The following is a 25,440-nucleotide window of genomic DNA, read 5'->3' as shown; positions in this document are numbered from 1 at the left end:
GCAGGTGGTTCCTGCTGACGAGGAGACACATTACGGGTGTGTGCGCGCCGCGTGCAAATGCACGTGATGCGCGGCACCAGCCCTGCGGGGCCTCGGCCGGGGTGGCTCACACCACAGCGCGAAGTGGTCTCTGACGTTCGGATCTGCGGCGCTGGTGGTGTAATCTCGTCCAGGTCCGATCGGGAGCCCGGCTCCCGCAGAGGACGTCGGAGGGCCCGCTCACGGGTGGCCCGACGGGCGATTGGCGTAGTGGTAGCGCGCTTCCTTCACACGGAAGAGGTCACTGGTTCGATCCCAGTATCGCCCACGACAGGATCCTCGGATCCTCGTCATGCGGACGTGGCTCAGTTGGTAGAGCATCACCTTGCCAAGGTGAGGGTCGCGGGTTCGAGTCCCGTCGTCCGCTCCGGGAGGCGGCGCGCCCGACACTGTCGGGAGCGCCGTTCCTCATGAGGGGTCGTCCTCGCGTCGGCCGCTCGTCCGGTGGGTTGGCCGAGAGGCGAGGCAACGGCCTGCAAAGCCGTGTACACGGGTTCGAATCCCGTACCCACCTCCGCTTCCGCCTCCGGGCGGAGGACGATCAGGGCGATTGGCGCAGTGGTAGCGCGCTTTCCTGACACGAAAGAGGTCACTGGTTCGATCCCAGTATCGCCCACCCCTGAAGGCCCTGACCGGCGCATCCGGTCAGGGCCTTCGTCATGTCCCGGCTGTTCCCGAGCGTTCCCGGCCGTCCCCGGCCGGCCCCGAAGTGGTGTCGCCGCGGCGCGTGCCCGAATGGTCCGTGCGCCGGCGCGGACCGTGTAGCGTCTGCACGTCCGGTCCTCACGATGCTGTGCAGGAGACCGGTATCGCCCCGCCCCTTTCCCCCGAGCTCGATGCTGAGGAGCCCGCCATGTCCGTGCTCGAACGCGACGCGATCGTCGCGCCCGTGAAGTTCAACCGCTGGCTGATCCCGCCCGCGGCCCTCGCCATCCACCTGAGCATCGGCCAGGTCTACGCGTTCTCCGTGTTCAAGGCCCCGCTGATCGACCACTTCGGCTTCGACGAGGGCAGCGGCGAGGTCGCGACCGGGTGGATCTTCTCCCTCGCGATCGCGATGCTCGGCATCTCCTCGGCCATCGCGGGCGCCTGGGTCGAGAAGGTCGGCCCGCGGAAGTCGATGGTGGTCTCCGGCGCCTTCTGGGTGGCGGGGTTCCTGGTGGCTACCCTGGGCGTCGCGACCAGCCAGCTCTGGCTCGTGTACGTCGGCTACGGGGTCATCGGAGGCATCGGACTCGGGATCGGCTACATCTCCCCGGTGTCCACGCTCATGAAGTGGTTCCCGGATCGTCCGGGCCTCTCCACGGGCCTCGCGATCATGGGCTTCGGAGGCGGCGCGCTCATCGCGAGCCCCGCCTCCAACGCGCTGATGGCGGTGTACGGCGGCGGCGCCGATCATCTCGGTGACGGGGTCACCGGCACCTTCCTCACCCTCGCGGTGATCTACCTGATCGTCATCGCCCTCGGCGCGTACGTCATCCGCCTCCCGCATCCCGACTGGGCACCGGCCGGGTTCGACGCCTCGCAGGCCACGGCCAAGCCCATGCAGTCCGCGGGGAACGTCTCCGTCCGGGGAGCCATGCGCACGCCGCAGTTCTGGCTGCTCTGGATCGCGCTGTTCACCAACGTCACCGCCGGGATCGGCATCCTCGAATCCGCCTCGCCGATGATCCAGGGATCCTTCGCCGGGATCACCGCGGTCGCCGCCGGCGGCTTCGTGGGACTGCTCTCGATCTTCAACATGGGCGGCCGCTTCGTGTGGTCCACGGCCTCGGACTACCTGGGCCGCAAGAACACGTACCTGGTGTTCCTCGGCGGTGGGATCCTCCTGTACCTGCTGCTGGTGACCGTCGGCTCCCAGGCGCTCGCGATCTTCGTGCTCTCGGCGCTCGTGATCATCTCGTTCTACGGGGGCGGCTTCGCCACGGCGCCGGCGTACCTCAAGGACCTGTTCGGCGTGTACCAGGTGGGCGCGATCCACGGCCGCCTGCTCACGGCATGGTCCGCCGCCGGCATCGTGGGGCCGCTGATCGTGAACTCCGTGGTCGAGCACCAGAAGAGCTCGGGCCAGGAGGGCTTCGGCCTCTATCGCCTGGCGCTGATCATCATGATCGGCATCCTCGTCGTCGGCTTCGTCGCGAACCTCCTGATCCGCCGGCTCGACCCGCGCCACTTCGAGGACCCGGAGGTCGTCGCGAAGAAGGCCGAGCACGACCGCGAGGCCGCGGCCAAGGCGTCGGACGCCCGGCACGGCGATGGTGCGGCGTCCGCGAGCGGTGCGCACACCGCCGCGGCCGGCGTGCTCGGGCTCATCGTGGTCGCGGCGCTGGCCTACGGCGTCGTGAAGACGCTCATCACCGCCGTCGGACTGTTCACCGGCTGATCCCGCGCGGGCCGGTCGCGAGTCGTGCTGGGCGCGCCTCGTGCCCGGCCCGGGTCGTGCCGGTCGCGCGTCGAGACCGTCCCGGGTCGTGCGCGTCTCGCGCCGGTCGAATGCGGTTCTCCGGGGAGGCGGCGGCCGGATACGATCGTCCGCGGAGCCGGCATCGTCGGCCGGCTCGACCCGACCAGCAAGGAGCACTCCGTGGCCCAGATCGCCATCACCCTCGACGGATCCCCCCAGCAGATCGAGGAGGGGACCACGGGTACCAAGCTGTTCGAGGGTCAGGGCACGATCGTCGCCCTGAGGGTCGACGGCGAGCTGCGGGACCTCGCGACCGCTGTGGCCGACGGCCAGGAGGTCGAGGGCGTCGAGCTCGGCAGCGAGGACGGCCTGGCCATCCTGCGCCACTCCACCGCGCACGTGCTCGCCCAGGCGGTGCAGCGCGTGAACCCCGAGGCGAAGCTGGGCATCGGACCGCCCATCACCGACGGCTTCTACTACGACTTCGATGTCGAGACCCCCTTCACCCCCGAGGACCTCAAGAACCTCGAGAAGCAGATGGGGCGCATCGTCAAGGAGAACCAGCGGTTCGTGCGCCGCGAGGTGAGCGACGACGAGGCCCGCGCCGAGGAGTCCGGCGAGCCCTTCAAGCTCGAGCTCATCGGTCTGAAGTCCTCGGCCGACGACGCCGCCGAGGGAGCGAGCGTCGAGGTCGGCGCGGGCGGACTGACGATGTACGACAACGTCTCCAAGAAGGGGGACGTGGTCTGGACCGACCTCTGCCGCGGCCCCCACCTGCCTTCGACCAAGCACATCGGCAACGGCTTCGCCCTGACCCGCTCCGCTGCCGCGTACTGGCGCGGCAGCGAGAAGAACCCGATGCTGCAGCGCGTCTACGGCACCGCCTGGCCCACCAAGGACGAGCTCAAGGCCTACCAGGAGCGGATCGCCGAGGCCGAGCGCCGCGACCACCGCCGCCTGGGCTCCGAGCTGGACCTGTTCTCGTTCCCCGACGAGATCGGCTCCGGGCTGCCCGTGTTCCACCCCAAGGGCGCGATGATCAAGATGGAGATGGAGGACTACTCCCGCCGGCGCCACATCGAGGCCGGGTACTCCTTCGTCTCCACCCCGCACATCACCAAGAAGAACCTCTTCGAGACCTCCCGCCACCTCGAGTGGTACGCCGACGGCATGTACCCGCCCATGCACCTCGACGAGGAGCAGGACGCGGACGGCAACGTCACCAAGCAGGGCCAGGACTACTACCTCAAGCCCATGAACTGCCCGATGCACAACCTCGTCTACCGCTCCCGGGGCCGCTCCTACCGCGAGCTCCCCCTGCGGCTGTTCGAGTTCGGCAGCGTCTACCGCTACGAGAAGTCCGGCGTGGTCCACGGCCTCACCCGCGCCCGCGGGTTCACCCAGGACGACGCGCACATCTACACCACCCGCGAGCAGATGCGCGACGAGCTCGCGAGCCTGCTGACCTTCGTGCTGGACCTGCTGCGCGACTACGGGCTCGACGACTTCTACCTCGAGCTGTCCACCCGCGACCCCGAGAAGTCCGTGGGCGACGAGGCGACCTGGGAGGAGGCGACCCGCACCCTCGAGGAGGTCGCCCGGGAATCCGGCCTGGACCTGGTGCCCGATCCGGGCGGCGCCGCCTTCTACGGCCCGAAGATCTCCGTCCAGGCCAAGGACGCCATCGGCCGCACCTGGCAGCTCTCGACCATCCAGCTCGACTTCTTCGAGCCCGAGCTGTTCGAGCTCGAGTACACCGCGTCCGACGGCTCCCGCCAGCGCCCGGTGATGATCCACCGCGCGCTCTTCGGGTCGATCGAGCGCTTCTTCGGCGTGCTGCTCGAGCACTACGCGGGCGCCTTCCCGGTCTGGCTCGCCCCCGTGCAGGTCGTCGGCATTCCCGTCGCCGCCGAGTACGCGCCCTACCTCGACCAGGTCGCGCAGAGGCTGCGCGAGCGGGGAGTGCGCGTGGAGGTCGACGCCTCGGACGACCGGATGCAGAAGAAGATCCGCACGCACACCAAGGAGAAGGTGCCCTACCTCCTCATCGCCGGCGGCGAGGACCAGGAGAACGGCGCGGTCTCCTTCCGCTTCCGCGACGGCAGCCAGGACAACGGCATCCCCGTGGACGAGGCCGTCGAGCGCATCGTCGAGTCGATCCGCACCCGCGCGCAGGTCTGAGGAGGTCCGATGGGCACGCCCGAGCAGCACGGCTCCGCGGAGCAGAGGGCCGAGGACGAGCACGCCGACGAGCAGCGGACCGATGAGTCCGTGCGCGTCGAGTCCCCGAGCGCCTTCGCGGGCGAGGACGACGGCATGGACCGGCTGTGGACGCCCCATCGGATGGTGTACATCCAGGGCGAGGGCAAGCCCGAGGACCCCGACGACGGCGAGCAGTGCCCCTTCTGCGCGGGCCCCGCGAAGAGCGACGAGGACGCGCTCATCGTCCATCGCGGGTCCCTCGCCTTCGTGATCCTCAACCTCTTCCCCTACAACAGCGGCCACCTCATGGTGTGCCCGTACCGCCACGTCGCCGACTACACGGACCTCACCGAGGACGAGGTCGTCGAGGTCGCGGAGCTCACCAGGACCGCGATGCGGGTGGTGCGCGAGGTCTCCCGTCCCGACGGCTTCAACCTGGGCATGAACCAGGGCGAGGCGGGAGGGGCGGGGATCGCCGCCCACCTGCACCAGCACGTCGTCCCGCGCTGGATCGGGGACGCGAACTTCCTGCCGATCGTCGGGCGCACCAAGGCGCTGCCGATCCTGCTCGCGGACACCCGCGCCCAGTACGCCGCGGCCTGGCCCGGCGGGGCGGGGGAGGGCGAGAGCGCATGAGCACCCCGGGGACCACCGCCGGCTACGGGTACGACGTCGAGCGCACGGACCCGCAGGCGCCCGGGCACCTGCGCCCGGGCTCGGCCCGGCGCGCCCGCAGGCGGCGCCCCTGGGTGCAGATGCTCGTCTGGGGCGGTGCGATCGCGGCCCTGATCCTGGTCGCCGCCGGGGTGTGGTTCTTCACGATCCGGCCGCTCGGCACGGGCACGGCCCTGGTCGCGTTCACCGCCGCGCTCGTGCCCGTGAGCCTCGTGATCGCCGCCGTGTGGTGGCTGGACCGGTACACGCCGCAGCCACGGATCACCCTCGTCTACTCCTTCGTGTGGGGCGCGGCCGGATCGGTCGCGCTGACCTTCGTCATCGGCGGCGCCGTGACCTGGTGGATCACCCCGCAGGACGTGGGCGAGAACACCGCGAACTTCCTCGCCGCCGTGGTCCAGGCGCCTCTCGTCGAGGAATCGATGAAGTCCTCCGGGCTCATCGCCCTGCTGATCTGGGGTCGACGCTTCATCGGCGGGCCGATCGACGGCGTCGTCTACGCCATGCTCATCGCCGGCGGCTTCGCCTTCACCGAGAACGTGCTCTACTTCGGGCGCGCCTTCCAGCAGGCGCAGGCCTCAGGCACCGTCGACGCCTTCTGGCAGACCTTCCTGCTGCGGGGCCTGCTCTCCCCGTTCGCCCATGCGAGCTTCACCTCGCTGTGCGGACTGGGCCTGGGGATCGCCGCCGAGCGCCGCTCCCTCATGCTCTACTTCGGACTGGGCGTCGGCGGGCTCTCGCTGGGCATGTGCCTGCACGCCCTGTGGAACGGCTCCACCTTCTTCATCCAGGTCGACCAGGCAGCGCCGATGGCCGGCTTCCTGCGCTACTACCTCACGATCCAGCTCCCGCTGTTCCTCCTGCTCGCGGGCATCATGACCTTCCTGCGGCTGCGCGAGAAGCGGATCGTGCGCACCCAGCTCTCCGCCTACGGGCGCGCGGGATGGTTCGCGCCCCGCGAGGTGGACATGCTGGTCTCGATCCGCGCCCGCCGCCGCGCCGAGAAGTGGGCGTCCGCCCACGGGGCCGTGCCGCGGATGGCGATGCACGACCTCATCCTCGCCGCGGTGGACCTCGCCATCACCCGGCACGGCGTGCTCCACGGGAAGCCGACGGCCAAGACCCGTGAGCGCGAGCGGGAGCTGCTCGAGCGGATCACCGCGGACCGTCGGCTGATCGGGGCGCTCAGCCGGCCCGTCGTCCCCTCCGCGTCCGCCGCGGACGGCTGAGGGCCGCGCCGGCCGTAGACTGTCGGGGTCCAGACCGAAGGATCGACCAGCCGAGGAGACACATGTCGGGTCACTCCAAGTGGGCGACGACCAAGCACAAGAAGGCCGCGATCGACGCCAAGCGCGGCAAGCTGTTCGCCAAGCTCATCAAGAACATCGAGGTGGCGGCGCGTACGGGCGGGCCGGACCCCGCGGGGAACCCGACCCTGTACGACGCGATCCAGAAGGCCAAGAAGACCTCGGTCCCCAACGACAACATCGACCGCGCCGTCAAGCGCGGCGGCGGTCTGGACGGCGGCGGCGTCGACTACCAGACGCTCATGTACGAGGGGTACGCCCCCGGCGGCGTCGCCCTGCTCGTCGAGTGCCTCACGGACAACAAGAACCGTGCGGTCTCCGAGGTGCGCCTGGCCTTCACCCGCAGCGGCGGCAACATGGCCGACTCCGGCTCGGTCGCCTACATGTTCAACCGCAAGGGCGTCGTCGCCGTCCCCAAGGAGGGGAACACCGAGGACGACCTGCTCGAGGTCGTGCTCGACGCCGGGGCGGAGGAGATCAACGACGAGGGCGACACCTTCGAGATCATCTCCGAGGCCGGCGACGTGGTCGCCGTGCGCAGCGCGCTGCAGGAGGCGGGCGTCGACTACGACAGCGCCGAGGCGCAGTTCGTGCCGAACATCCGCACCGAGGTCGATCTCGACGGCGCCCAGAAGGTGCTCCGCCTGATCGACGCGCTCGAGGACAGCGACGACGTGCAGAACGTCTACTCGAACCTTGACATCCCCGAGGACGTCGCCGCGCAGCTCGAGGACGAGGACTGATCCTGCTGTCCCCGCGCCGGGAGTCCCCGTCCGCACCCGGAGCGTCGCAGCGATGACGCTCCGGGTGCTCGGCGTGGACCCCGGGCTCACGCGCTGCGGCTACGGCGTCCTCGACGCCGGTCGTGGCCGCTCGGCGACCCTCGTCGACGTGGGCGTCGTGCGCTCGAGCCCCGAGGAGGGCATCGACCAGCGCCTGCTCGTGATCTCCCGGGGGCTCGAGGAGAAGATCGAGGAGCACGCTCCGGACGTCGTCGCCATCGAGCGGGTCTTCAGCCAGAACAACACCTCGACCGTGATGGGCACCGCCCAGGTCTCCGGCGTCGCGATCCTGCTCGCCGCGCAGCGCGGCATCCGCATCGCCATGCACACGCCCTCCGAGGTCAAGGCCGCCGTCACCGGCAGCGGGCGCGCCGACAAGAAGCAGATCCAGACCATGCTGGTCAAGCTGCTGCACCTCGAGGCGCCTCCGAAGCCGGCCGATGCGGCCGACGCCGTCGCGATCGCCCTCACCCAGCTCTGGCGCGGGCCCGGGCCGGTGCGGCTCGACTCCAGCGGCCGCGCCCGCACGAGCGCGCAGTCCGTCTGGGCCGAGGCGGAGCGCAGCGCGCGGCGCGCCCGGGAGTCCTCGACCTCCCGCTTCTGATCGAACACGTGTTCTAGGGTGGTGCCGTGATCGCTTCTCTCACCGGGACGGTGGCCTCGATCGGCCTCGACTCCCTGGTCCTCGACGTCCACGGCGTGGGCTACCTCGTGCGCACCACGCCCGCCGCCCTCACCCAGACCCGGCACGGCGCCCCGCTGACCCTGCACACCGAGCTCGTCGTGCGCGAGGACTCGCTGACGCTGTTCGGGTTCCCCTCCGCGGAGGACACGGAGACCTTCCGGATCGTGCAGTCGGTGAGCGGCATCGGCCCGCGCCTCGCCCTCGCCGTGCTCGCGGTCCTGTCCCCGGAGGATCTGCGCCGCGCGGTCGCCGCGCAGGACGTCAAGGCCATCACCCGCACGCCCGGGATCGGGCCCAAGGTCGCCAGCCGCATGATCCTCGAGCTCGGCGGCAAGCTCGCACCGCCCGCCGCGGAGCCGGGGGAGCAGCAGGTCGACGACGCCGGCGCCCCCGTCGTCGGCGCGTACCCGCTGGACGACCAGGTGGTCACGGCCCTCATCGGCCTCGGCTGGCCCGACAAGGCCGCGGCCGACGCCGTCTGCGGCGTCCACGAGGAGCCCGACGCCCCGCAGGACGCCGCCGGACTGCTGCGCGCCGCCCTGCGCCGCCTCGGAGGCAGCCGGTGAGCGCCTCGACGGACGACTTCGACGAGGCCGACGACGGCGGGCGCGCCCTCACGAGCGCGGAGTCGGGGGCGCTCGAACGGGCCGCCGAGGCGGCTCTGCGCCCGAAGAGCCTCGCGGACTTCGTCGGCCAGGAGGTCGTGCGCGAGCAGCTCTCCCTGGTGCTCGACGCCGCCAAGGGCCGGGGGCGTCCGCCCGAGCACATGCTCCTCTCGGGTCCCCCGGGACTGGGCAAGACGACCCTGGCGATGATCATCGCCACCGAGCTGTCCGTGCCGCTGCGCATCACCTCCGGGCCCGCTGTGCAGCACGCGGGGGACCTCGCTGCGATCCTCTCCGCCCTCGAGGAGGGGGAGGTGCTGTTCATCGACGAGATCCACCGGCTCGCCCGTCCCGCCGAGGAGATGCTCTACATCGCCATGGAGGACTTCCGGGTCGACGTGGTGGTCGGCAAGGGAGTCGGCGCGACCTCGATCCCGCTCGAGCTGCCGCCCTTCACCGTCGTCGGCGCGACCACACGGGCGGGGCTGCTCCCCGCGCCGCTGCGCGACCGCTTCGGGTTCACCGGCCATCTCGACTACTACCGGGCCGAGGAGCTGCACCGCGTGGTCACCCGCTCGGCCGGGCAGCTCGCGGTCGAGATCGAGGACGCGGCCGCCGGCGAGATCTCCTCCCGCTCCCGCGGCACGCCCCGCATCGCCAACCGCCTGCTGCGGCGCGTGCGCGACTGGGCGCAGGTGCGCGGCGACGGTCGGCTCGACCTCGACGCCGCCCGTCGTGCCCTGGACGTCTACGAGGTCGACGAGCGGGGACTGGACCGCCTCGATCGCGCCGTGATCTCGGCGCTGTGCACGCGCTTCGCCGGGGGACCGGTGGGGCTGTCGACCCTCGCCGTGTCCGTGGGCGAGGAGACGGAGACCGTCGAGACGGTCGTCGAGCCGTACCTGGTGCGCGAGGGCTTCCTCACCCGCACACCGCGGGGCCGCATCGCGACGCCGCTCGCCTGGTCGCACCTGGGGCTCGCCGCCCCCGAGCCCGCATCGGGCACGACCCCGCCGCTCGGTCGGTTCTGAGGCGTCGGGCGGTCGCCGGCAGAGGCGCTCGCGCCGCCGCGAGGATGTTCCGAGGGGACGTTCGGGGTCGGCAGGTAGAGTGGTGCGGGTGCGCGTGCGGCCGAGCCGCTCAGCGCCCGCCCGTGCGGCTGCGCCGCACCCGTCGATCAGCTCGCGCCCCGCGCCCCTCGGTGCCAGGCGGCGCTCGAAAGGACCCCCATGCAGTCCATGATCCCCCTCATCGTGATGTTCGGTGCGATGATCCTGCTGATGGTCTGGATGTCCAGCCGTCAGCGCAAGGCCCAGGCCGCCCAGCAGGAGAAGGTCAAGGCGCTCGGCGTCGGGGACGAGGTCCGCACCCACTCCGGCTTCTTCGGCCTCATCGTCGAGGAGTACGACGACGTCGTCATCCTCGAGACCGAGTCCGGCGCGCACACCAAGTGGGCCCGCCAGGCGATCGCCGGCCCTGCGGACCCGAACGCCGCGCACAACGATGCTCCCGCCCTCGAGGGCGAGACCGTCGAGAGCTCGGAGGGCTCCGAGAGCTCGCGCCCCGCGCAGGACGCCACCGCGCTCGACGCGAGCGCGAGCGGCACCGAGGACCGCGCGGAGTCCCTGCCCGACTTCGGCGACGAGTCGCCGGCGTCGGCCGACGCCTCCCGCGAGGGCGAGATCCCCGGCGTCACCACCCGGGGCGACGAGCCCAACGCCGCACGCTGAAGCACCCCTGACACGTCGCCCCGCTGAGGAATCGCATATCGCATGAGCGCACGTCGCACGTCCCTGGGAGGGCTCGTCCTCCTGATCGTGGTCCTGATCGGCATCGTCGGTGCCGGGGTCTGGAAGGGCGGCTGGCAGGCCTCCCCGAAGCTCGCCCTCGATCTCGAGGGAGGCACGCAGATCATCCTCCAGGCGAGCACGACCGACGGCTCCGCCATCGACGCGGACTCGATGGATCAGGCCCGCGAGATCATCTCCCAGCGCGTGAACGCGATGGGCGTCGCCGAGACGGAGATCAGCGTCCAGGGCGGCACCAACATCGTCGTCGACGTCCCGGGGAACCTCGACTCGGAGACCCGCGAGGCGCTCGGGGCGACGGCGGCGCTGTCGTTCCGGCCCGTGCTCGCCACCCTCGACCCGTCGGGGACGGGCAGCGCCAAGGCCAGTGACGACGGGGGATCGGGCCCCTCCGACGAGGTGTTCTCCGGCGCGATCACGCTGGACGACCCGTATGCGCCGACCTCGACCGCGCAGGCGACCGGCGCCTCCGATGCGTCCGACGGCGCCTCCGACGGCGGGGGCGACGGCTCGTCCTCGGACGTGCCTGCCGCCTGGTCCTCCGACTGGGCGACCACGGCGCTGCAGTCGCAGGCGGCCGCCGTGGACTGCTCCGATCCCAAGGCGCAGCAGGAGATCGCCTCCTCGGCGCCGAACTCCCAGCCCGTCGTCGCCTGCAGCGACGACGGCTCGGCCAAGTACCTGCTGGGCCCGGAGGTGCTGCCCGGCACCGTGGTGACCAACGCCAGCGTGGGCAGCGACACGAACTCCTCGGGCCAGGCGACCGGCGCCTACCTGGTGAACATGCAGTTCACCTCCGAGGGCAGCAAGACCTTCGGCACCATGACCAACGCGCTCTACAACAAGAAGGGCGCGACCGACTCCTTCGCGATCGTCCTGGACGGCCAGGTCGTCTCCGCCCCCTACGTGCAGACGCCCTCCTCCAACGGTGCGTCGATCAGCGGCAACTTCGATCAGGACACCGCGAAGCAGCTCGCCGACCAGCTGAAGTTCGGCGCGCTCCCGCTGCAGTTCGACATCCAGTCCGAGCAGCAGATCTCCGCGACGCTCGGCGGCGACCAGCTCGAGAAGGGCCTCATCGCAGGCATCATCGGGCTGATCCTCGTGGTCGCCTACGCGGCCCTGCAGTACCGGGTGCTCTCGATCGTGACGACCTCGAGCCTCGTGGTCACGGGTGTGCTCACCTACCTCACGCTCACCGTGCTCTCGCACATCCCGGAGATCGGCTACCGCCTCTCGCTCGCGGGCGTGACCGGCCTGATCGTCGCGATCGCCTTCACAGCCGACTCGTTCATCGTCTACTTCGAACGCGTGCGCGACGAGATACGCGACGGCCGCGGCATCGTCGCGGCCGTGGACCATGGCTGGAACCGCGCCAAGCGCACCATCCTCGCCTCGGACACGGTGAACCTCATCGCCTCGATCGTGCTGTACGTCCTGTCCACGGGCAGCGTCCGCGGCTTCGCGTTCACGCTGGGGCTCACCACGATCATGGATCTCGTGGTGGTGTTCCTCTTCACCCACCCGCTGCTGCAGACCCTCGTGCGCACCCGATTCTTCGGCAAGGGCCATCCCATGAGCGGGCTCGATCCCGCCCAGCTCGGCCGCCATGTCCCCGCCTACGCGGGCCGCGGTCGGGTCCGCTCCGCCGCTGAGCGCGGACCGGTCGACGGCGCGGACGACGAGGCACCCGTCCGCGAGACCCTCGCGCAGCGCAAGGCGCGCCTGGCCCGGGAGGCCCGGGAGGGGGCGTCGACGGGGGAGACGGACCAGAAGGGGACGAGCGCGGACCCCGGCCCGGATCCCGGGCGCGAGGACGGCGGATCGCAGGGCGACGAGGACGGGAGTGACGCACGATGAGGCTCAGCACGGCGAATCTCGGCAACGACCTGCACACCGGCGCGGTCTCCGTCCCGATCGTGCGCCGCCGGCGCACCTGGTACCTGATCAGCGTCATCGTCGTCGTCATCCTCGGCAGCATCGCGCTGGTGCGCGGGGTGAACCTGGGCATCGAGTTCACCGGCGGCTCCGAGTTCCAGGTCTCGGGCGTCAGCTCGTCCCAGGAGTCGCAGGCCCGCGACGTCGTGCGCGAGGTCGTCAGCGACAACGAGCCGAAGGTGACGATGATCGGCGGGAGCACGCTGCGCGTGCAGACCGCGCAGCTCGACACCCAGCAGACCCAGCAGGTCGCCCAGGATCTGGCGGACACCTACGACGTGCCCGTCTCCGACGTCTCGACCTCCTACATCGGCCCGGTCTGGGGCGGCGACGTCACCACGAAGATGGCCCGCGGCGTGGTCGTGTTCATCCTCCTGGTCGCCGCCGTGATGGCGCTCTACTTCCGCAACGTGAAGACCTCGCTCGCCGCGATGATCACGCTCGTGCACGACATGCTCTTCACCGCCGCGGTGTACGGCGTCGTCGGCTTCGAGATCACCCCGGCCACCGTCATCGGGTTCCTCACGATCCTCGGCTACTCGCTGTACGACACGATCGTCGTGTTCGACAAGATGCGCGAGAACACCGCCCACCTGACCGACCAGAACCGCAGGACGTACTCGGAGGCCGTCGAGCTCGCGGCGAACCAGACGCTCATGCGCTCGCTGAACACCTCGATCGTCGCCCTGCTGCCCGTGGGCTCGATCCTCGCGATCGGCGCCTTCGTGCTCGGCGCCGGCACGCTCAAGGACATCTCCCTGGCCCTGTTCATCGGCATCTTCGTGGGCACCTACTCCTCGGTGTTCCTCGCTCCCGGCCTCGTGGTGACCCTGCGCGGACGCGAGAAGGACATCGCAGCCCACAGCAGGCGCGTCCTCGAGTCCCGCAGCGCCGGGACCGAGGGAGCCGGCGGGGACGACGACTCCGACGGGGACCTCGAGAGCGCAGCGGGCGCCACGACCACCACGACCAGGAGACGCCGATGACCCCCGCCCTCGCGAGCCCCGCAGGCTCGACGCCCGCAGGCACCACGACCGTCGGCGCCACGACCGCCGCCGGTGCCGGCACCGGGCCCACCGGCAGGCTCGACCCCGAGCAGGTGCGGGAGCTCATGGCCTCGCACATCGACACCTATCAGGACTTCCCCGAGCCCGGTGTGCTGTTCCGCGACATCACCCCGCTGCTGCGCGACCCCGAGTCCTTCCATGCCGTGATCGGCCACTGGAGCGCGATCCTGCCCGAGCAGGTCGACCTCGTGGTCGGCGTCGAGGCGCGCGGCTTCGTGCTGGGCGCGCCGCTGGCCTACGAGATGGGCGCCGGCTTCGTGCCCGCGCGCAAGGCCGGCAAGCTCCCCGGCACCCCGCGCTCGATCAGCTACGACCTCGAGTACGGCAGCGCCCAGATCGAGATCGCGGTCGACGCGCTCCCGCGCGGGGCCCGCGTGATGGTGGTCGACGACCTCCTGGCCACCGGCGGCACCGCCGCGGCCACGATCGAGCTCGTGCGCCGCTTCGACGTGGAGCTGCTGGGCGTCTCCTTCCTCCTCGAGCTCGAGGGCCTGGGCGGGCGCGGTCGCCTTCCCGCGGACGTCCCCGTCGTGACCGTCGAGTCCGTCCAGAACTGAGGCTCTGGGCCGCTCCGGGCCCTCGGCCGCACGGGGACCGGACCCTTCCGGATCCGGAGCTCTCCGCCGTCGGCGGACGCCGGACACCACCACTCCCTACGGGGTCGTAGACTCGGGTGACTGCGCAGGAGGTTCGGATGAGTGAACACGGGACCACCCCCCGGTCGGAGTCGCGCCCGGCGCCCGTCCATCGGCGCTCGCGGTCTCCGTTCTCGTTCCTGGTCGGACGCACGTCGCCGACGAGTCCGAACCCCTCCTCGGCCTATTTCGAACCGCTCGTCCAGGCGGTGACCGCGGTCCATCCCAAGGAGGACCTGGGACTGCTGGAGCGCGCCTTCGCCGTCGCCGAGAGGGCCCATCAGGGACAGTTCCGCAAGAGCGGGGACCCGTACATCACGCACCCGGTGTCGGTCGCGATGATCCTCGCGGAGCTCGGCAGCCCGCAGGAGGTGCTCGCAGCCGCTCTGCTCCACGACACGGTCGAGGACACCGACTACTCGCTGGACCAGCTGCGGAAGGACTTCGGCGACGAGATCGCCCTGCTCGTCGACGGCGTGACCAAGCTCGACAAGGTCACCTACGGCGACGCAGCCCAGGCCGAGACCGTGCGCAAGATGATCGTGGCGATGAGCCGTGACATCCGCGTGCTGCTCATCAAGCTCGCCGATCGCCTGCACAACGCACGCACCTGGCGGTACGTGCCCGCCGCGTCGGCGGAGCGCAAGGCGCGCGAGACCCTCGAGATCTACGCCCCGCTCGCGCACCGCCTGGGTCTGAACACCATGAAGTGGGAGCTCGAGGACCGCTCCTTCCAGGTGCTCTACCCGAAGGTGTACGCGGAGATCGTCTCCCTGGTCGCCCAGCACGCGCCCGCCCGCGAGCAGTACCTCGCGAGCGTGTCCGGGCAGATCCAGGACGACCTGCGCAAGGCGAAGATCAAGGCGTCCGTCACCGGCCGCCCCAAGCACTACTACTCGATCTACCAGAAGATGATCGTGCGCGGCCGCGACTTCGCGGACATCTACGACCTGGTGGGCATCCGCGTGCTCGTGGACACCGTGCGCGACTGCTACGGCGTGCTGGGCATCCTGCACGCCCGGTGGTCGCCCATCCCGGGGCGCTTCAAGGACTACATCGCCCTGCCCAAGTTCAACCTCTACCAGTCGCTGCACACCACCGTCATCGGCCCCACCGGCAAGCCCGTCGAGGTGCAGATCCGCACCCGCGAGATGCACCGCCGTGCCGAGTACGGCGTCGCCGCGCACTGGAAGTACAAGGCGATGGCGGGCCCCGACCCGGCGCCGACGGCGAAGTCGGGGGAGATGGCCTGGCTGCGCCAGCTCATGGACTGGCAGAAGGACACCTCCGACTCGGGCGACTTCCTGGACTCCCTGCGCTTCGAGATCAACAGCCAGGAGGTCTACGTCTTCACCCCGAAGGGCGATGTGATCGCTCTTCCCCAGGGGGCGACACCCGTCGACTTCGCCTACACGGTGCACACCGAGGTGGGCCACCGCACCATCGGGGCACGTGTCAACGGCAAGCTCGTGCCCCTGGACTCGGCGCTGAGCACGGGCGACGTGGTCGAGGTGTTCACCTCGAAGGCCGACGGCGCCGGGCCCAGCCAGGACTGGCTGGGCTTCGTGAAGACCCCGCGCGCCCGCACGAAGATCCGGCAGTGGTTCTCCAAGGAGCGCCGCGAGGAGGCGCTCGAGAAGGGCAAGGACGAACTGTCCAAGGCGCTGCGCCGCCAGGACCTTCCGATGCGCCGCCTGCTCACCCACGAGACCCTGCAGTCGGTCGCGCTGGACCTCGACCAGAACTCCGTGGACGCCCTCTACACCGCGATCGGCGAGGGGCACGTCGGGGCCCAGAACGTCGTCGAGAAGCTCCGGGCGACCTTCGGCGGGACCGCCGGGGCCGAGGAGGACGTGGTCGAGACGACCCTGCCCTCGAAGGTGCTCGCCCGCCCCTCCGAGGCGCAGCGCCACACCAGCGAGACCGACCAGGGCGTGATCGTCGACGGGCAGAAGGACCTGTGGGTCAAGCTCGCCAAGTGCTGCGCACCCGTGCCGGGCGATCCGATCATCGGCTTCGTGACCCGCGGGTCGGGCATCTCGGTGCACCATCGACAGTGCTCCAACGCCACGCAGCTGGAGGAGGAGCAGCCCGATCGGATCGTGGATGTCCACTGGTCCGGCCGCATGGGCTCGGTCTACCTCGTGCACATCAAGGTCGAGGCGCTGGATCGGGATCGACTGCTCACGGACCTCGCCCTGGTGATCGCCGACCAGCAGGTGAGCCTGCAGTCCGCCTCATGCCAGTCGCATCGGGACCGACTGGCCACGGCGTACTTCTCCTTCGAGCTCGCCGACCCCTCGCACCTGCAGGCCGTCCTCGCGCAGGTCCGCAAGGTCGAGGGCGTCTACGACGCCTATCGCGTCACGGCGGACGGCAAGGTCGTCGAGGGTCGAGGAATGGTCGAGGCCTGACCCCCGTATCCTCGGCGAGCCCAGCGCTCCACCTCCCGCACCCGCAGCACGGCGCGCTCGCGCGTGTCGGCGTCCTCGGCCCCCGCGGGAGCGGACGCGCAGCGCCGCACGATCTGCTCGAGGAGCCTGCGGGCGACCCTGCTCCCGGAGCTCCCTCGTGCCGCTGAGAGCCGCTCCTCGATCTGCTCTCCCGTGCACAGCCCGGTGCGCACGAGCGCTTCCACTCCCTCGATCGCGGCCTCTCCGTCGAAGCGCAGCAGATCGGCGCCCGTCCTGGCGGGGGTGGTGACCGGCGTGCCCGCGATCTGCTCGATGTCGGTGACCGCGACGCCGGAATGGTGGACGCGCACCCCGGGGATCACGCTGCGGTGGGAGAAGGTCACGAGGTCGATGGGGTCGGGGAACGCCGCGCCCGTGTGCACCCAGTGCGCCGACCAGAGGGCGATCACGTGATCGCTGCGCAGCCTCGCGCCGACGGCGCCGCCCACCAGCAGAGCCCGGTCCGAGGCGTGCTCGGCGAGATAGAAGGGGACCAGCCGACCCTCGCCGACGGGCACCAGAGCCCCCGTGCGCACATCGTCGTAGTGGGAGAGCGTCGCCGGCCAGCGGGCGACCTCCTGCTCGAGGGCGGCCGCGAGCTCGGCCGCCTGCTGCGACCATGCCGCGCAGGGAGCGTCGGCCGAGGGCAGGGACGGGTGCACCTCGGCGGAAGCCGCGGGGGAGGCGCCGGCCGGGCCGAACGCGCCGACTGCGCCGACTTGGCCGGGCGGGGCGGGCGATGCGGGCGGGGCGACGGCGGGGGAGGGCGGCTCGGGCGGAGGCATGCGCCGAGCATCCCGGCCGGGCGTCCGCGCATCAAGGCGCCCGCCCGTCCTGTGGACGAGCGGGCGCTGTGGAGGAAAGGGAGCGGCGCGTGGAGGCCGCGCGGGATCAGCCCAGGTCGCGGGCGGAGCGCTCGATGACCTCGAGCCACTCGCGCCGTGCGCGCAGCGCCTCCTCGGCCTTCGCGATCTTCGCGGGGTCGCCGGTCGCGCGCGCCTTCTCGAGATCGTCCTCGTAGCTGGAGATCGCCTCCTGGAGCTGCGAGGACGCCCCCTCGACGCGGGCACGGGTGCGGGGATCGGTGCGACGCCACTCGGCGTCCTCCGCCTGCTTGAGCGAGCGCTCGAAGGTGCGCAGTCGGTCCTCGATGCGCCGCATGTCGCCGCGGGGCACCTTGCCGGCCTCGTCCCAGCGGTCCTGGATCCTGTGCAGCACCGCGCGGGCGCCGTCCAGATCCTCGGCCGGGTCGACGGCCTCGGCCTCTGCGAGCAGACCCTCCTTGACCTTGAGATTCTCCTTCTGCTCGGCGTCGGAGGCCGCGAGGTCCTCGTTGCGCGCCGCGAAGAAGGTGTCCTGTGCCGCCTTGAAACGAGCCCACTGGGCGTCGTCCTTCTTGCGGTTGCCGCGCGGGGCCGCGCGCCACTCGTCCATGAGGGAGCGGTAGGCGCGGACCGTCGGACCCCAGTCGGTCGAGTCCTTCATCTCCTCGGCACGACGGATGATGTCCTCGCGGATCTTCTCCGCCTCCGCGTGCTGCTCGTCGAGATGGGAGAAGAACTGGCGACGCTTGCGGTCGAAGGCGCTGCGCGCCGCGGAGAGCCGCTTCCACAGCGCGTCCTCGGTGGACCGCTCGAGCGAGGGCCCCTCCTTCTGCATCGACTTCCAGGTGCCGACCATGCCGCGCATGGTCTCGCCGGCACTCTTCCAGCTCATCCGCTCCGGCTCGGTCTCCACGAGCTGCTCGATCGACTCCACGAACGCGGTGCGCTCGGCGGTCGCCGCGTCGCGGGCCTGCAGGCGCTCCTCCTCGAGGGCGTGGATCTTCTCCTTGGCGTTCTCGCGCAGCTCCGACGCCCGTGCGCGCAGCGCCGGGATGTCACCGATGACCTGCGGCTCCTTCATGTTCTTGCGCAGGTTCTCGAGCAGGCGGTTCAGATCGGCCTGCGTGAGCTGCGGCGCAGCGAGCCGCTGCTGGGTGACGTCGAGGAAGGCCACGAGGTCGAGGTAGGCCCGCGCGAAGGGCGTCAGCGCCTCCTCGCGCTCCGCGGAGGCCGCGGGGCCGAGCGAGCGCTTCTGCGTGCCGTCCTGGACGCTGACCGTGCCGTCCTCCTCGAGCGTCCCGAAGGCCAGCGCCTCCTGGATCGCCGCCTCGTCGTACTCCTGCACGGGAGGCGCGACGGGGATCAGCGGCGCCGACGGTCGCCGGCCGGCGAGTGCGGCCGGGCTCGGCGTGCCGGGACGAGGGGTCGGCCGGGGCGTCGGGCGCGGGGTCGGGGCGGCGGGTGCCGCGGACTCGGGCGCAGGGGCCTCGGACGTCTCGCTGTCGGTCGCGGCGTCGGGCGTCGCGTCCTCGGTCGTGCCGTCCGGCGTCGTCGCCGAGGAGGCCGCGCTCTCGGAGGACGCGCCCTCAGCGGCGGCGCCCTCGGATGCTGCGCCCTCGGTCGTCGAGGCGTCGGGGGTCGCGCCGTCGGGCGCGGTGGCTTCGGGAGTCTCGGACTCGCTCACGGGGGAGCTCCTTCTCTCGTTCCGCTGGATCGCGGGTCACTGCCGTCGCCGGGACGGCGTCATGGTCGTGGCGCGGGACACCACGCCAGGGAACTCTACCGCCGATCGTTCACCCATCCGCGCGCGTCCCAGGGGCTCGCATCCGCAGGGCACCCGCATCGTGCCCTGCGCGTCGGCCCGCCACGCGGGCGCGGTCCCGCGCGGTGCGCTCGTGGGTCGATAATGGATGCTCGGCGTGCGGGCACGCATCGCTCTCGCGCCTCGCACGCCGCACGGACCGCGCCGGCACGCGCGGACCGCCGCACGCACACCACGCAAGGAGCACACCCGTGGCGAAGATCAGCGCCCTGTCCGGATTCCCCGAGCACCTGCCCGAGCAGCGTCTCGTCGAGCAGCACGTCATCGACGTGTTCCGCCAGGTCGCCGAGCTCCACGGCTTCTCCGGGATCGAGACCCGCGCGGTGGAGCCGATGAGCCAGCTGCTGCGCAAGGGCGAGATCGACAAGGAGGTCTACGTCCTGCGTCGCCTGCACGCGGAGGAGGACGACGGGTCCGAGGCCGATCCCGATCGTCAGCTCGGCCTGCACTTCGACCTCACCGTGCCGCTCGCGCGCTACGTGCTCGAGAACGCCGGGAAGCTCGCGTTCCCGTTCCGCCGCTTCCAGATCCAGAAGGTCTGGCGCGGCGAGCGACCCCAGGAGGGCCGCTACCGCGAGTTCTACCAGGCGGACCTCGACATCATCGGCCAGGACACCCTGCCCTCCCACCAGGAGGCCGAGGTCGCCGTGGTGATGGCGGAGATCCTCTCGCGCCTCCCGCTGCCCGCCTTCACGATCCGAGCGAACAACCGGAAGCTCTCCGAGGGCTTCTTCCGCTCGATCGGCCTCGAGGACTTCGACGGCGTGCTGCGCACCATCGACAAGCTCCCGAAGATCGGGGAGGAGGCCACCGCGCGCCTCATCGTCGAGGAGGCCGGCGCGAGCGAGGAGCAGGCGCGCACCTGCCTGGCCTTCGCCTCGATCCGCACCCGCGACGACTCCTTCGCCCAGCAGGTCCGCGATCTCGGCGGCGAGGGCGAGCTGCTCGAGGAGGGCATCGCCGAGCTCGCCGCCGTCCTCGAGCAGGTCGAGGCGGCCGTGCCCGGGGTGATGATGGCCGACCTCTCCATCGCTCGCGGGCTCGACTACTACACGGCGGGGGTCTTCGAGACCTTCCTCGAGGGCAGCGAGGCGCTGGGCTCGATCTGCTCCGGAGGGCGCTACGACCGGCTCGCCGCGGACAACCGCCACACCTACCCCGGTGTGGGCCTCTCGATCGGGCTCTCCCGCCTGGTCCTGCGGATGCTCTCGGCCGACCTCGCGCGGCCCAGTCGCGCGGTGCCCACGTGCGTGCTGGTCGTCGTGGAGAGCGAGGAGACCCGGCGGCGCAGCGAGGCCGTCGCCCGCGACCTGCGCTCCCGGGGCATCTCCACCGAGGTCTCGCCGACCTCGGCCAAGCTCGGCAAGCAGATCCGGCACGCCGACCGCCGCGGCATCCCCTTCGTCTGGTTCCCCCACGAGGACGAGGAGGACGCGGTGCGCGACATCCGCTCGGGCGAGCAGGTCGAGGCCCGCGCCGATTCCTGGCAGCCCCCGCGCGAGGATCTGCACGTGCAGGTCCTCGCGGGCCCCGGCGGCGAGGGCTGAGGCCCTCGCACCTCACCGCCGGACGCCCCGGCGCCGGGAGACATGCGTCACCGGCCGTTCGCACGGGAATGTGCGAACGGCCCGGGGCGTTGTGGGGGGCATGGCTACAGTCACGCTGACGTCCGAGAACCACGACGAGACCGTCAAGGACGGCGTCGTCCTCATCGACTTCTGGGCAGGATGGTGCGTCCCCTGCCAGCGCTTCGCGCCGATCTTCGAGCAGTCCTCGGAGGACCACGGCGATGTCACCTTCGCGAAGCTCGACACCGAGGACCAGCAGGAGCTGGCCATGCGCTACGGCGTGACCTCGATCCCGACCCTCGTCGCCTACCGCGACGGCGTGCCCGTCTTCCAGCAGGCCGGCGCCCTCCCGCAGGCGGCGCTCGAGGACCTCATCTCCCAGGTCCAGGGCCTGGACATGGACGAGGTCCGCAAGGCCTACGCCGAGGCGCAGGCCCAGCAGTCCTGATCCTCCCGCCGGCAGGCCGCCGGCGGTCCCACGACGCGGAACGGCCCCGCACCCATCGGGTGCGGGGCCGTTCTCCGTCCGTTCCGGGGCGCGCCGCGTCCGCGGGGCCGGCGCACGCGCGGTGCTGCGCGCTCAGCGGCCGCCGTGCGCGCGTCCGGAGTCGCGCCGCGGGCCGCCCTCACGGCGGGGTCCGCCGAAGCGCCGGCCGCCCTCGTGGCGCCCGCCCTCGCGGGAGTCGGGTCGACGCGATCCGTGCTCGCGACGGCCGCCCGTGCGCGGGCCGCGGTCCTCGCTGATGCGCAGGGTGCGCCCGGCGATCTTCGCGTGGCCGATGCGGTCGATCTGGTCGTCCTTGAGGGAGCCGCGGATCTGGACCAGGGAGAACGAGCCGAAGATGTCGATCTTGCCGATCGACTTCCCGTTCAGGCCGCCCTCGCCCGTGATCGCGCCGACGATCGCCGCGGGCTTCGCCCCGTGCGAGTGGCCCACGGAGACGCGGTAGCTCGTGAAGCCCTTCTCGGGCTGGCCGGGGGCGGGACGGCCCTTGCCGTCGGACTCGCGATCCCGGTCGGAGCCCTTGAGGTGGGCGCCGGTGAACTCCTCGTCGCCCTCGACCTCGGCCCCGGGGCCGTCGTCGCCGACGGCCGTCGCGGCGAGCACCGCGGCGAGCATCCGCGGCTCCATGCCGCTGCTCGCGAGGAAGGCGTCGACCTTCTCGAGGTAGAGATCGAGCCGACCGCGCTCGGCGCGCTCGGGCACGGAGGCCAGCAGCTTCTCGGTGCGGTGGGCGGAGACGTCCCGCGGGGAGGGGATCGAGATCTCCTGCAGGGTCTGGCGCGTGGTCTTCTCGATCGCGCGCAGCTTGCGGCGCTCGTGCGGGGCGACGAAGGTGAGCGCCTCGCCGGTGCGTCCCGCGCGGCCGGTGCGGCCGATGCGGTGGACGTAGGCCTCGGGCTCGCCGGGGACGTCGAAGTTCACGACCAGGCCGATCTTGTCGACGTCGAGGCCGCGGGCGGCGACGTCGGTCGCGACGAGGACCTGCAGCGAGCCCTCGCGCAGGCGCTCGACGATCTTCTCGCGCTCCTTCTGCGGCACGTCGCCGCTGATGGTCGCGGCGACGACGCCGCGGGAGACGAGCGCGGTGCCGACCTCCTCGGCGGCCGAGCGGGTGCGCACGAAGACGATCGCCGCCTCGGCGTCGGAGGTCGCGAGCACGCGGGCGAGCGCGCCGGTCTTGTGACGGAAGGGCACGACCGCGTAGCGCTGGGAGACGTTGGTCGTGGTGCTCGCCTGGCGCGACACGGAGACCCGCACCGGGTCGCTCATGTGCTCCTCGGCGACCCGCTGGATCGCGGGCGGCATGGTCGCGGAGAAGAGCGCGACCTGCTTGGACTGCGGGGCGTGGGAGAGGATCTCGTCGACGTCCTCGGCGAAGCCCATGCGCAGCATCTCGTCGGCCTCGTCGAGCACCAGGTACCTGAGGGTCTCCAGGTGCAGGTTGCCGCGCTTGAGATGGTCGATGACGCGTCCCGGGGTGCCCACGACGACCTGGGTGCCGCGGGAGAGCGCGCGCTCCTGGGGGCCGTAGGGCGAGCCGCCGTAGACGGAGGTCACGGAGAGGCCGTCGACGTCCTGGGCGAAGGTGCTGATCGCCTCGGCGACCTGCATGGCGAGCTCGCGGGTGGGGGCGAGCACGAGCGCCTGGGCCGCGCGCTCCGAGGGGTCGACCGCGGTGAGCATCGGCAGGCCGAAGGCCGCCGTCTTGCCCGTGCCGGTCTGGGCCACGCCGATGACGTCGCGCCCGGCCAGCAGCTGCGGGATGGCCTCGCTCTGGATGGGGGAGGGGGTCGTGAAGCCGAGCCGGTCCACCGCGCCCTGCAGCACGCGCGGCAGGTCGAGGTCGGCGAAGGTCGGCTCCGCGGGGGCCTCGGGGGTGGCGGGGGCCTCAGGGGCCGACGGCGCCTCGGTCGCGGAGTCCGCGGCCGGGCCGTTCGGCTCGTCGGACGCGGGGGCCTCGGGTGTGGGATCTGCGGCGGAGGGGCGTGCTTCGTTCATGGTGTCCTTCGACTGCGGGGCGGGGTGGACCCGCCAGCGGTGCAGGTCGGGACAGATATCCAGGATACGGAGCGGGCATGCCCGGGCACAGGGGCGCAGGGGGCGAGATCGCTCACCCCGCGATAGCATCGGGGCGACCGCATCCCTGAGACGAAGGACTTCTTCCGTGCTGCGCACCCATCATGCCGGTGAGCTCCGAAGCGAGCACATCGGCCAGACCGTCACCCTCACCGGCTGGATCGCCCGCCGCCGCGACCATGGAGGCGTGACGTTCCTGGATCTTCGCGACGCCAGCGGCGTCGCCCAGGTCGTCGTCCGCGAGGACGAGGCCATGCACCTGCGCAACGAGTACGTGCTGAAGGTCACCGGCACTGTGGACCGTCGTCCCGAGGGCAACGAGAACCCCGCCCTGCCGACCGGCGAGATCGAGGTCACCGCGAGCGACGTCGAGGTGCTGAACCCCTCGGCCCCCCTCCCGTTCCAGCTCGACGACCACGCCGAGGTGGGGGAGGAGGCGCGTCTGCGCTACCGCTACCTCGACCTGCGACGCTCTGGTCCGGCGCGTGCTCTGCGCCTGCGCTCGGACATCAACCGCGCGGCCCGCGAGACCCTCCTGGACGACGGCTTCGTGGAGATCGAGACGCCCACGCTCACGCGCTCGACCCCCGAGGGCGCCCGGGACTTCCTGGTGCCGGCGCGGCTCGCCCCAGGCTCCTGGTACGCGCTGCCGCAGTCGCCGCAGCTGTTCAAGCAGCTGCTCATGGTGTCCGGGATGGAGAAGTACTTCCAGATCGCCCGCTGCTATCGGGACGAGGACTTCCGCGCCGACCGCCAGCCGGAGTTCACCCAGCTCGACGTCGAGCTGAGCTTCGCGGAGCAGGAGGACGTGATCGCCCTCGCCGAGGAGCTGCTCAGGAACGTCTGGAAGGTCGCCGGGCACGACATCACCACCCCGATCCCGCGGATCACCTACGAGGAGTCGATGCGGCGCTACGGGTCGGACAAGCCCGACCTGCGCTTCGACCTCGAGATCACGGAGATGACCGAATACTTCTCGGACACTCCCTTCCGCGTGTTCCAGTCGCCGTACGTCGGCGCGGTCGTCATGACCGGCGGCGCCTCCCAGCCCCGCCGCCAGCTCGACGCCTGGCAGGAGTGGGCCAAGCAGCGCGGCGCCAAGGGCCTGGCCTACGTGCTCGTCCAGGAGGACGGCACGCTGACCGGCCCCGTGTCCAAGAACATCTCGGACCAGGAGAAGGCGGGCCTCGCGAAGCAGGTCGGTGCGCAGCCGGGCGACTGCGTGTTCTTCGCAGCCGGCGAGCCGAAGTCCTCGCGCGCCCTGCTGGGCGCGGCGCGCAACGAGATCGCCGAGCGCCTGGGCCTCATCGACCACGACGACTTCGCCTTCGTGTGGGTCGTGGACGCGCCGATGTTCGAGCCCGCGAGCGAGGCGGTCGCCGCGGGCGACGTCGCGGTCGGCTCGGGCGCCTGGACGGCCGTGCACCACGCGTTCACCTCGCCCAAGCCCGAGTTCATGGACACCTTCGACACGGATCCGGGCAGCGCGCTGGCCTACGCCTACGACATCGTCTGCAACGGCAACGAGATCGGCGGCGGCTCCATCCGCATCCACCAGCAGGACGTGCAGGAGCGCGTCTTCCGCGTGATGGGGATCGACGAGGAGCAGGCGCGCGAGAAGTTCGGCTTCCTGCTGGACGCGTTCGCCTTCGGGGCTCCGCCCCACGGCGGCATCGCCTTCGGCTGGGACCGCATCGCGGCGCTGCTCGCCGGCACCGACTCGATCCGCGACGTCATCGCCTTCCCGAAGTCCGGCGGCGGCTTCGACCCGCTGACCCAGGCACCCGCTCCGATCACCGCCCAGCAGCGCAAGGAGGCGGGGGTCGACGCGAAGCCCCGCAGCGCCGAGGCGAAGGACGGTGCTGACGCGAAGAGCGACGCCGAGGCGAAGAGCGACGCCGGGGCGAAGAACGGCGCCGACGGGGCCGCTCCCTCCGGGCGGGCCTGACTCCGGGCCGGTCCGCTCGGCCCGCGGAAAGCACAGGGCGCCGGCACCCCTCGGGGTGCCGGCGCCCTGTGCGTGATCGGCCTGGTCATCCGCCCGC

The 25,440-nt window shown here is 71.5% G+C and carries 19 protein-coding genes and 4 tRNA genes; 20 read left to right on the top strand and 3 right to left on the bottom strand.

Annotated features, from left to right (window positions below; genetic code table 11):
- The first annotated feature begins 235 nt into the window (after positions 1 to 235).
- From Bra3105_RS03485 to Bra3105_RS03405, 17 genes are all read left to right on the top strand, one after another.
- Positions 236 to 307: transfer RNA gene (locus tag Bra3105_RS03485), tRNA-Val, on the top strand.
- A gap of 26 nt (positions 308 to 333) precedes the next feature.
- Positions 334 to 406: transfer RNA gene (locus Bra3105_RS03480), tRNA-Gly, on the top strand.
- A gap of 76 nt (positions 407 to 482) precedes the next feature.
- A tRNA-Cys gene (locus tag Bra3105_RS03475) sits at positions 483 to 553 on the top strand.
- Positions 554 to 583: 30 nt separating this feature from the next.
- A tRNA-Val gene (locus tag Bra3105_RS03470) sits at positions 584 to 655 on the top strand.
- 237 nt (positions 656 to 892) lie between these two features.
- Positions 893 to 2,422: an OFA family MFS transporter gene (locus Bra3105_RS03465; RefSeq protein WP_228358613.1), complete on the top strand. Its 1,530-nt coding sequence runs from the start codon at positions 893 to 895 to the stop codon at positions 2,420 to 2,422.
- Positions 2,423 to 2,623: 201 nt separating this feature from the next.
- Complete coding sequence (thrS, locus tag Bra3105_RS03460) at positions 2,624 to 4,624, top strand: threonine--tRNA ligase (protein ID WP_228358612.1); 2,001 nt, start codon at positions 2,624 to 2,626, stop codon at positions 4,622 to 4,624.
- Between the two features lie 9 nt (positions 4,625 to 4,633).
- Positions 4,634 to 5,281, top strand: coding sequence for an HIT family protein (locus Bra3105_RS03455; RefSeq protein ID WP_407650893.1), 648 nt, complete (start codon positions 4,634 to 4,636; stop codon positions 5,279 to 5,281).
- On the top strand, positions 5,278 to 6,549 hold the full coding sequence (locus Bra3105_RS03450; RefSeq protein WP_228358611.1) for a PrsW family intramembrane metalloprotease: 1,272 nt from the start codon (positions 5,278 to 5,280) through the stop codon (positions 6,547 to 6,549). Before Bra3105_RS03455 ends, Bra3105_RS03450 begins: the two co-directional genes overlap by 4 nt.
- A gap of 62 nt (positions 6,550 to 6,611) precedes the next feature.
- Positions 6,612 to 7,370 (top strand): YebC/PmpR family DNA-binding transcriptional regulator, encoded by a 759-nt coding sequence (locus Bra3105_RS03445; protein WP_200500518.1) that lies wholly within the window; start codon positions 6,612 to 6,614, stop codon positions 7,368 to 7,370.
- 52 nt (positions 7,371 to 7,422) lie between these two features.
- Entirely contained in the window at positions 7,423 to 8,013 is a 591-nt protein-coding gene (gene ruvC, locus Bra3105_RS03440) for a crossover junction endodeoxyribonuclease RuvC (RefSeq protein ID WP_228358610.1), read from the top strand.
- Between the two features lie 26 nt (positions 8,014 to 8,039).
- Entirely contained in the window at positions 8,040 to 8,660 is a 621-nt protein-coding gene (gene ruvA, locus Bra3105_RS03435) for a Holliday junction branch migration protein RuvA (protein ID WP_228358609.1), read from the top strand.
- Entirely contained in the window at positions 8,657 to 9,730 is a 1,074-nt protein-coding gene (ruvB, locus tag Bra3105_RS03430) for a Holliday junction branch migration DNA helicase RuvB (protein WP_200500521.1), read from the top strand. The genes ruvA and ruvB overlap by 4 nt, the downstream gene beginning before the upstream one ends.
- A 198-nt stretch (positions 9,731 to 9,928) precedes the next feature.
- On the top strand, positions 9,929 to 10,429 hold the full coding sequence (gene yajC / locus Bra3105_RS03425; protein WP_228358608.1) for a preprotein translocase subunit YajC: 501 nt from the start codon (positions 9,929 to 9,931) through the stop codon (positions 10,427 to 10,429).
- A gap of 42 nt (positions 10,430 to 10,471) precedes the next feature.
- Positions 10,472 to 12,367 carry a protein translocase subunit SecD gene (gene secD, locus Bra3105_RS03420; RefSeq protein ID WP_228358607.1) on the top strand — a complete coding sequence of 632 codons (1,896 nt, stop codon included), beginning with the start codon at positions 10,472 to 10,474 and terminating at the stop codon, positions 12,365 to 12,367.
- Complete coding sequence (gene secF, locus Bra3105_RS03415; RefSeq protein WP_228358606.1) at positions 12,364 to 13,431, top strand: protein translocase subunit SecF; 1,068 nt, start codon at positions 12,364 to 12,366, stop codon at positions 13,429 to 13,431. The genes secD and secF overlap by 4 nt, the downstream gene beginning before the upstream one ends.
- Before the next feature lie 125 nt (positions 13,432 to 13,556).
- The gene (locus tag Bra3105_RS03410; RefSeq protein WP_228359592.1) at positions 13,557 to 14,069 is read left to right on the top strand and encodes an adenine phosphoribosyltransferase; all 513 of its coding nucleotides are present in this window, start codon (positions 13,557 to 13,559) and stop codon (positions 14,067 to 14,069) included.
- 137 nt (positions 14,070 to 14,206) lie between these two features.
- Positions 14,207 to 16,561 carry a RelA/SpoT family protein gene (locus tag Bra3105_RS03405; protein WP_228358605.1) on the top strand — a complete coding sequence of 785 codons (2,355 nt, stop codon included), beginning with the start codon at positions 14,207 to 14,209 and terminating at the stop codon, positions 16,559 to 16,561.
- Here the strand turns inward: Bra3105_RS03405 and Bra3105_RS03400 are convergent.
- Both Bra3105_RS03400 and Bra3105_RS03395 read right to left on the bottom strand, forming a co-directional pair.
- Positions 16,504 to 17,385: a hypothetical protein gene (locus Bra3105_RS03400; protein ID WP_228358604.1), complete on the bottom strand. Its 882-nt coding sequence runs from the start codon at positions 17,383 to 17,385 to the stop codon at positions 16,504 to 16,506. The genes Bra3105_RS03405 and Bra3105_RS03400 overlap by 58 nt on opposite strands.
- A gap of 106 nt (positions 17,386 to 17,491) precedes the next feature.
- A complete protein-coding gene (locus tag Bra3105_RS03395) occupies positions 17,492 to 19,108 on the bottom strand; it encodes a DUF349 domain-containing protein (RefSeq protein ID WP_200500527.1) in 1,617 nt (538 codons plus the stop codon).
- 329 nt (positions 19,109 to 19,437) lie between these two features.
- On the opposite strand from Bra3105_RS03395, the gene hisS reads away from it, so the two are divergent.
- Together hisS and trxA are read left to right on the top strand one after the other, a co-directional pair.
- Positions 19,438 to 20,793 carry a histidine--tRNA ligase gene (hisS, locus tag Bra3105_RS03390; RefSeq protein WP_228358603.1) on the top strand — a complete coding sequence of 452 codons (1,356 nt, stop codon included), beginning with the start codon at positions 19,438 to 19,440 and terminating at the stop codon, positions 20,791 to 20,793.
- A 100-nt stretch (positions 20,794 to 20,893) separates the two neighbouring features.
- Complete coding sequence (gene trxA, locus Bra3105_RS03385) at positions 20,894 to 21,262, top strand: thioredoxin (protein WP_152353135.1); 369 nt, start codon at positions 20,894 to 20,896, stop codon at positions 21,260 to 21,262.
- Between the two features lie 132 nt (positions 21,263 to 21,394).
- Here trxA and Bra3105_RS03380 read toward each other — a convergent pair whose 3' ends face one another.
- A complete protein-coding gene (locus tag Bra3105_RS03380; protein ID WP_228358602.1) occupies positions 21,395 to 23,317 on the bottom strand; it encodes a DEAD/DEAH box helicase in 1,923 nt (640 codons plus the stop codon).
- A 166-nt stretch (positions 23,318 to 23,483) separates the two neighbouring features.
- On the opposite strand from Bra3105_RS03380, the gene aspS reads away from it, so the two are divergent.
- On the top strand, positions 23,484 to 25,343 hold the full coding sequence (gene aspS, locus Bra3105_RS03375) for an aspartate--tRNA ligase (protein ID WP_228358601.1): 1,860 nt from the start codon (positions 23,484 to 23,486) through the stop codon (positions 25,341 to 25,343).
- Positions 25,344 to 25,440: the final 97 nt, after the last annotated feature.

The organism is Brachybacterium halotolerans subsp. kimchii (genome assembly GCF_020792675.1).
Classification (GTDB): domain Bacteria; phylum Actinomycetota; class Actinomycetes; order Actinomycetales; family Dermabacteraceae; genus Brachybacterium; species Brachybacterium halotolerans.
Note: the sequence above shows the minus strand (reverse complement) of the source record. Positions and strands in the feature narration are given on the sequence as shown.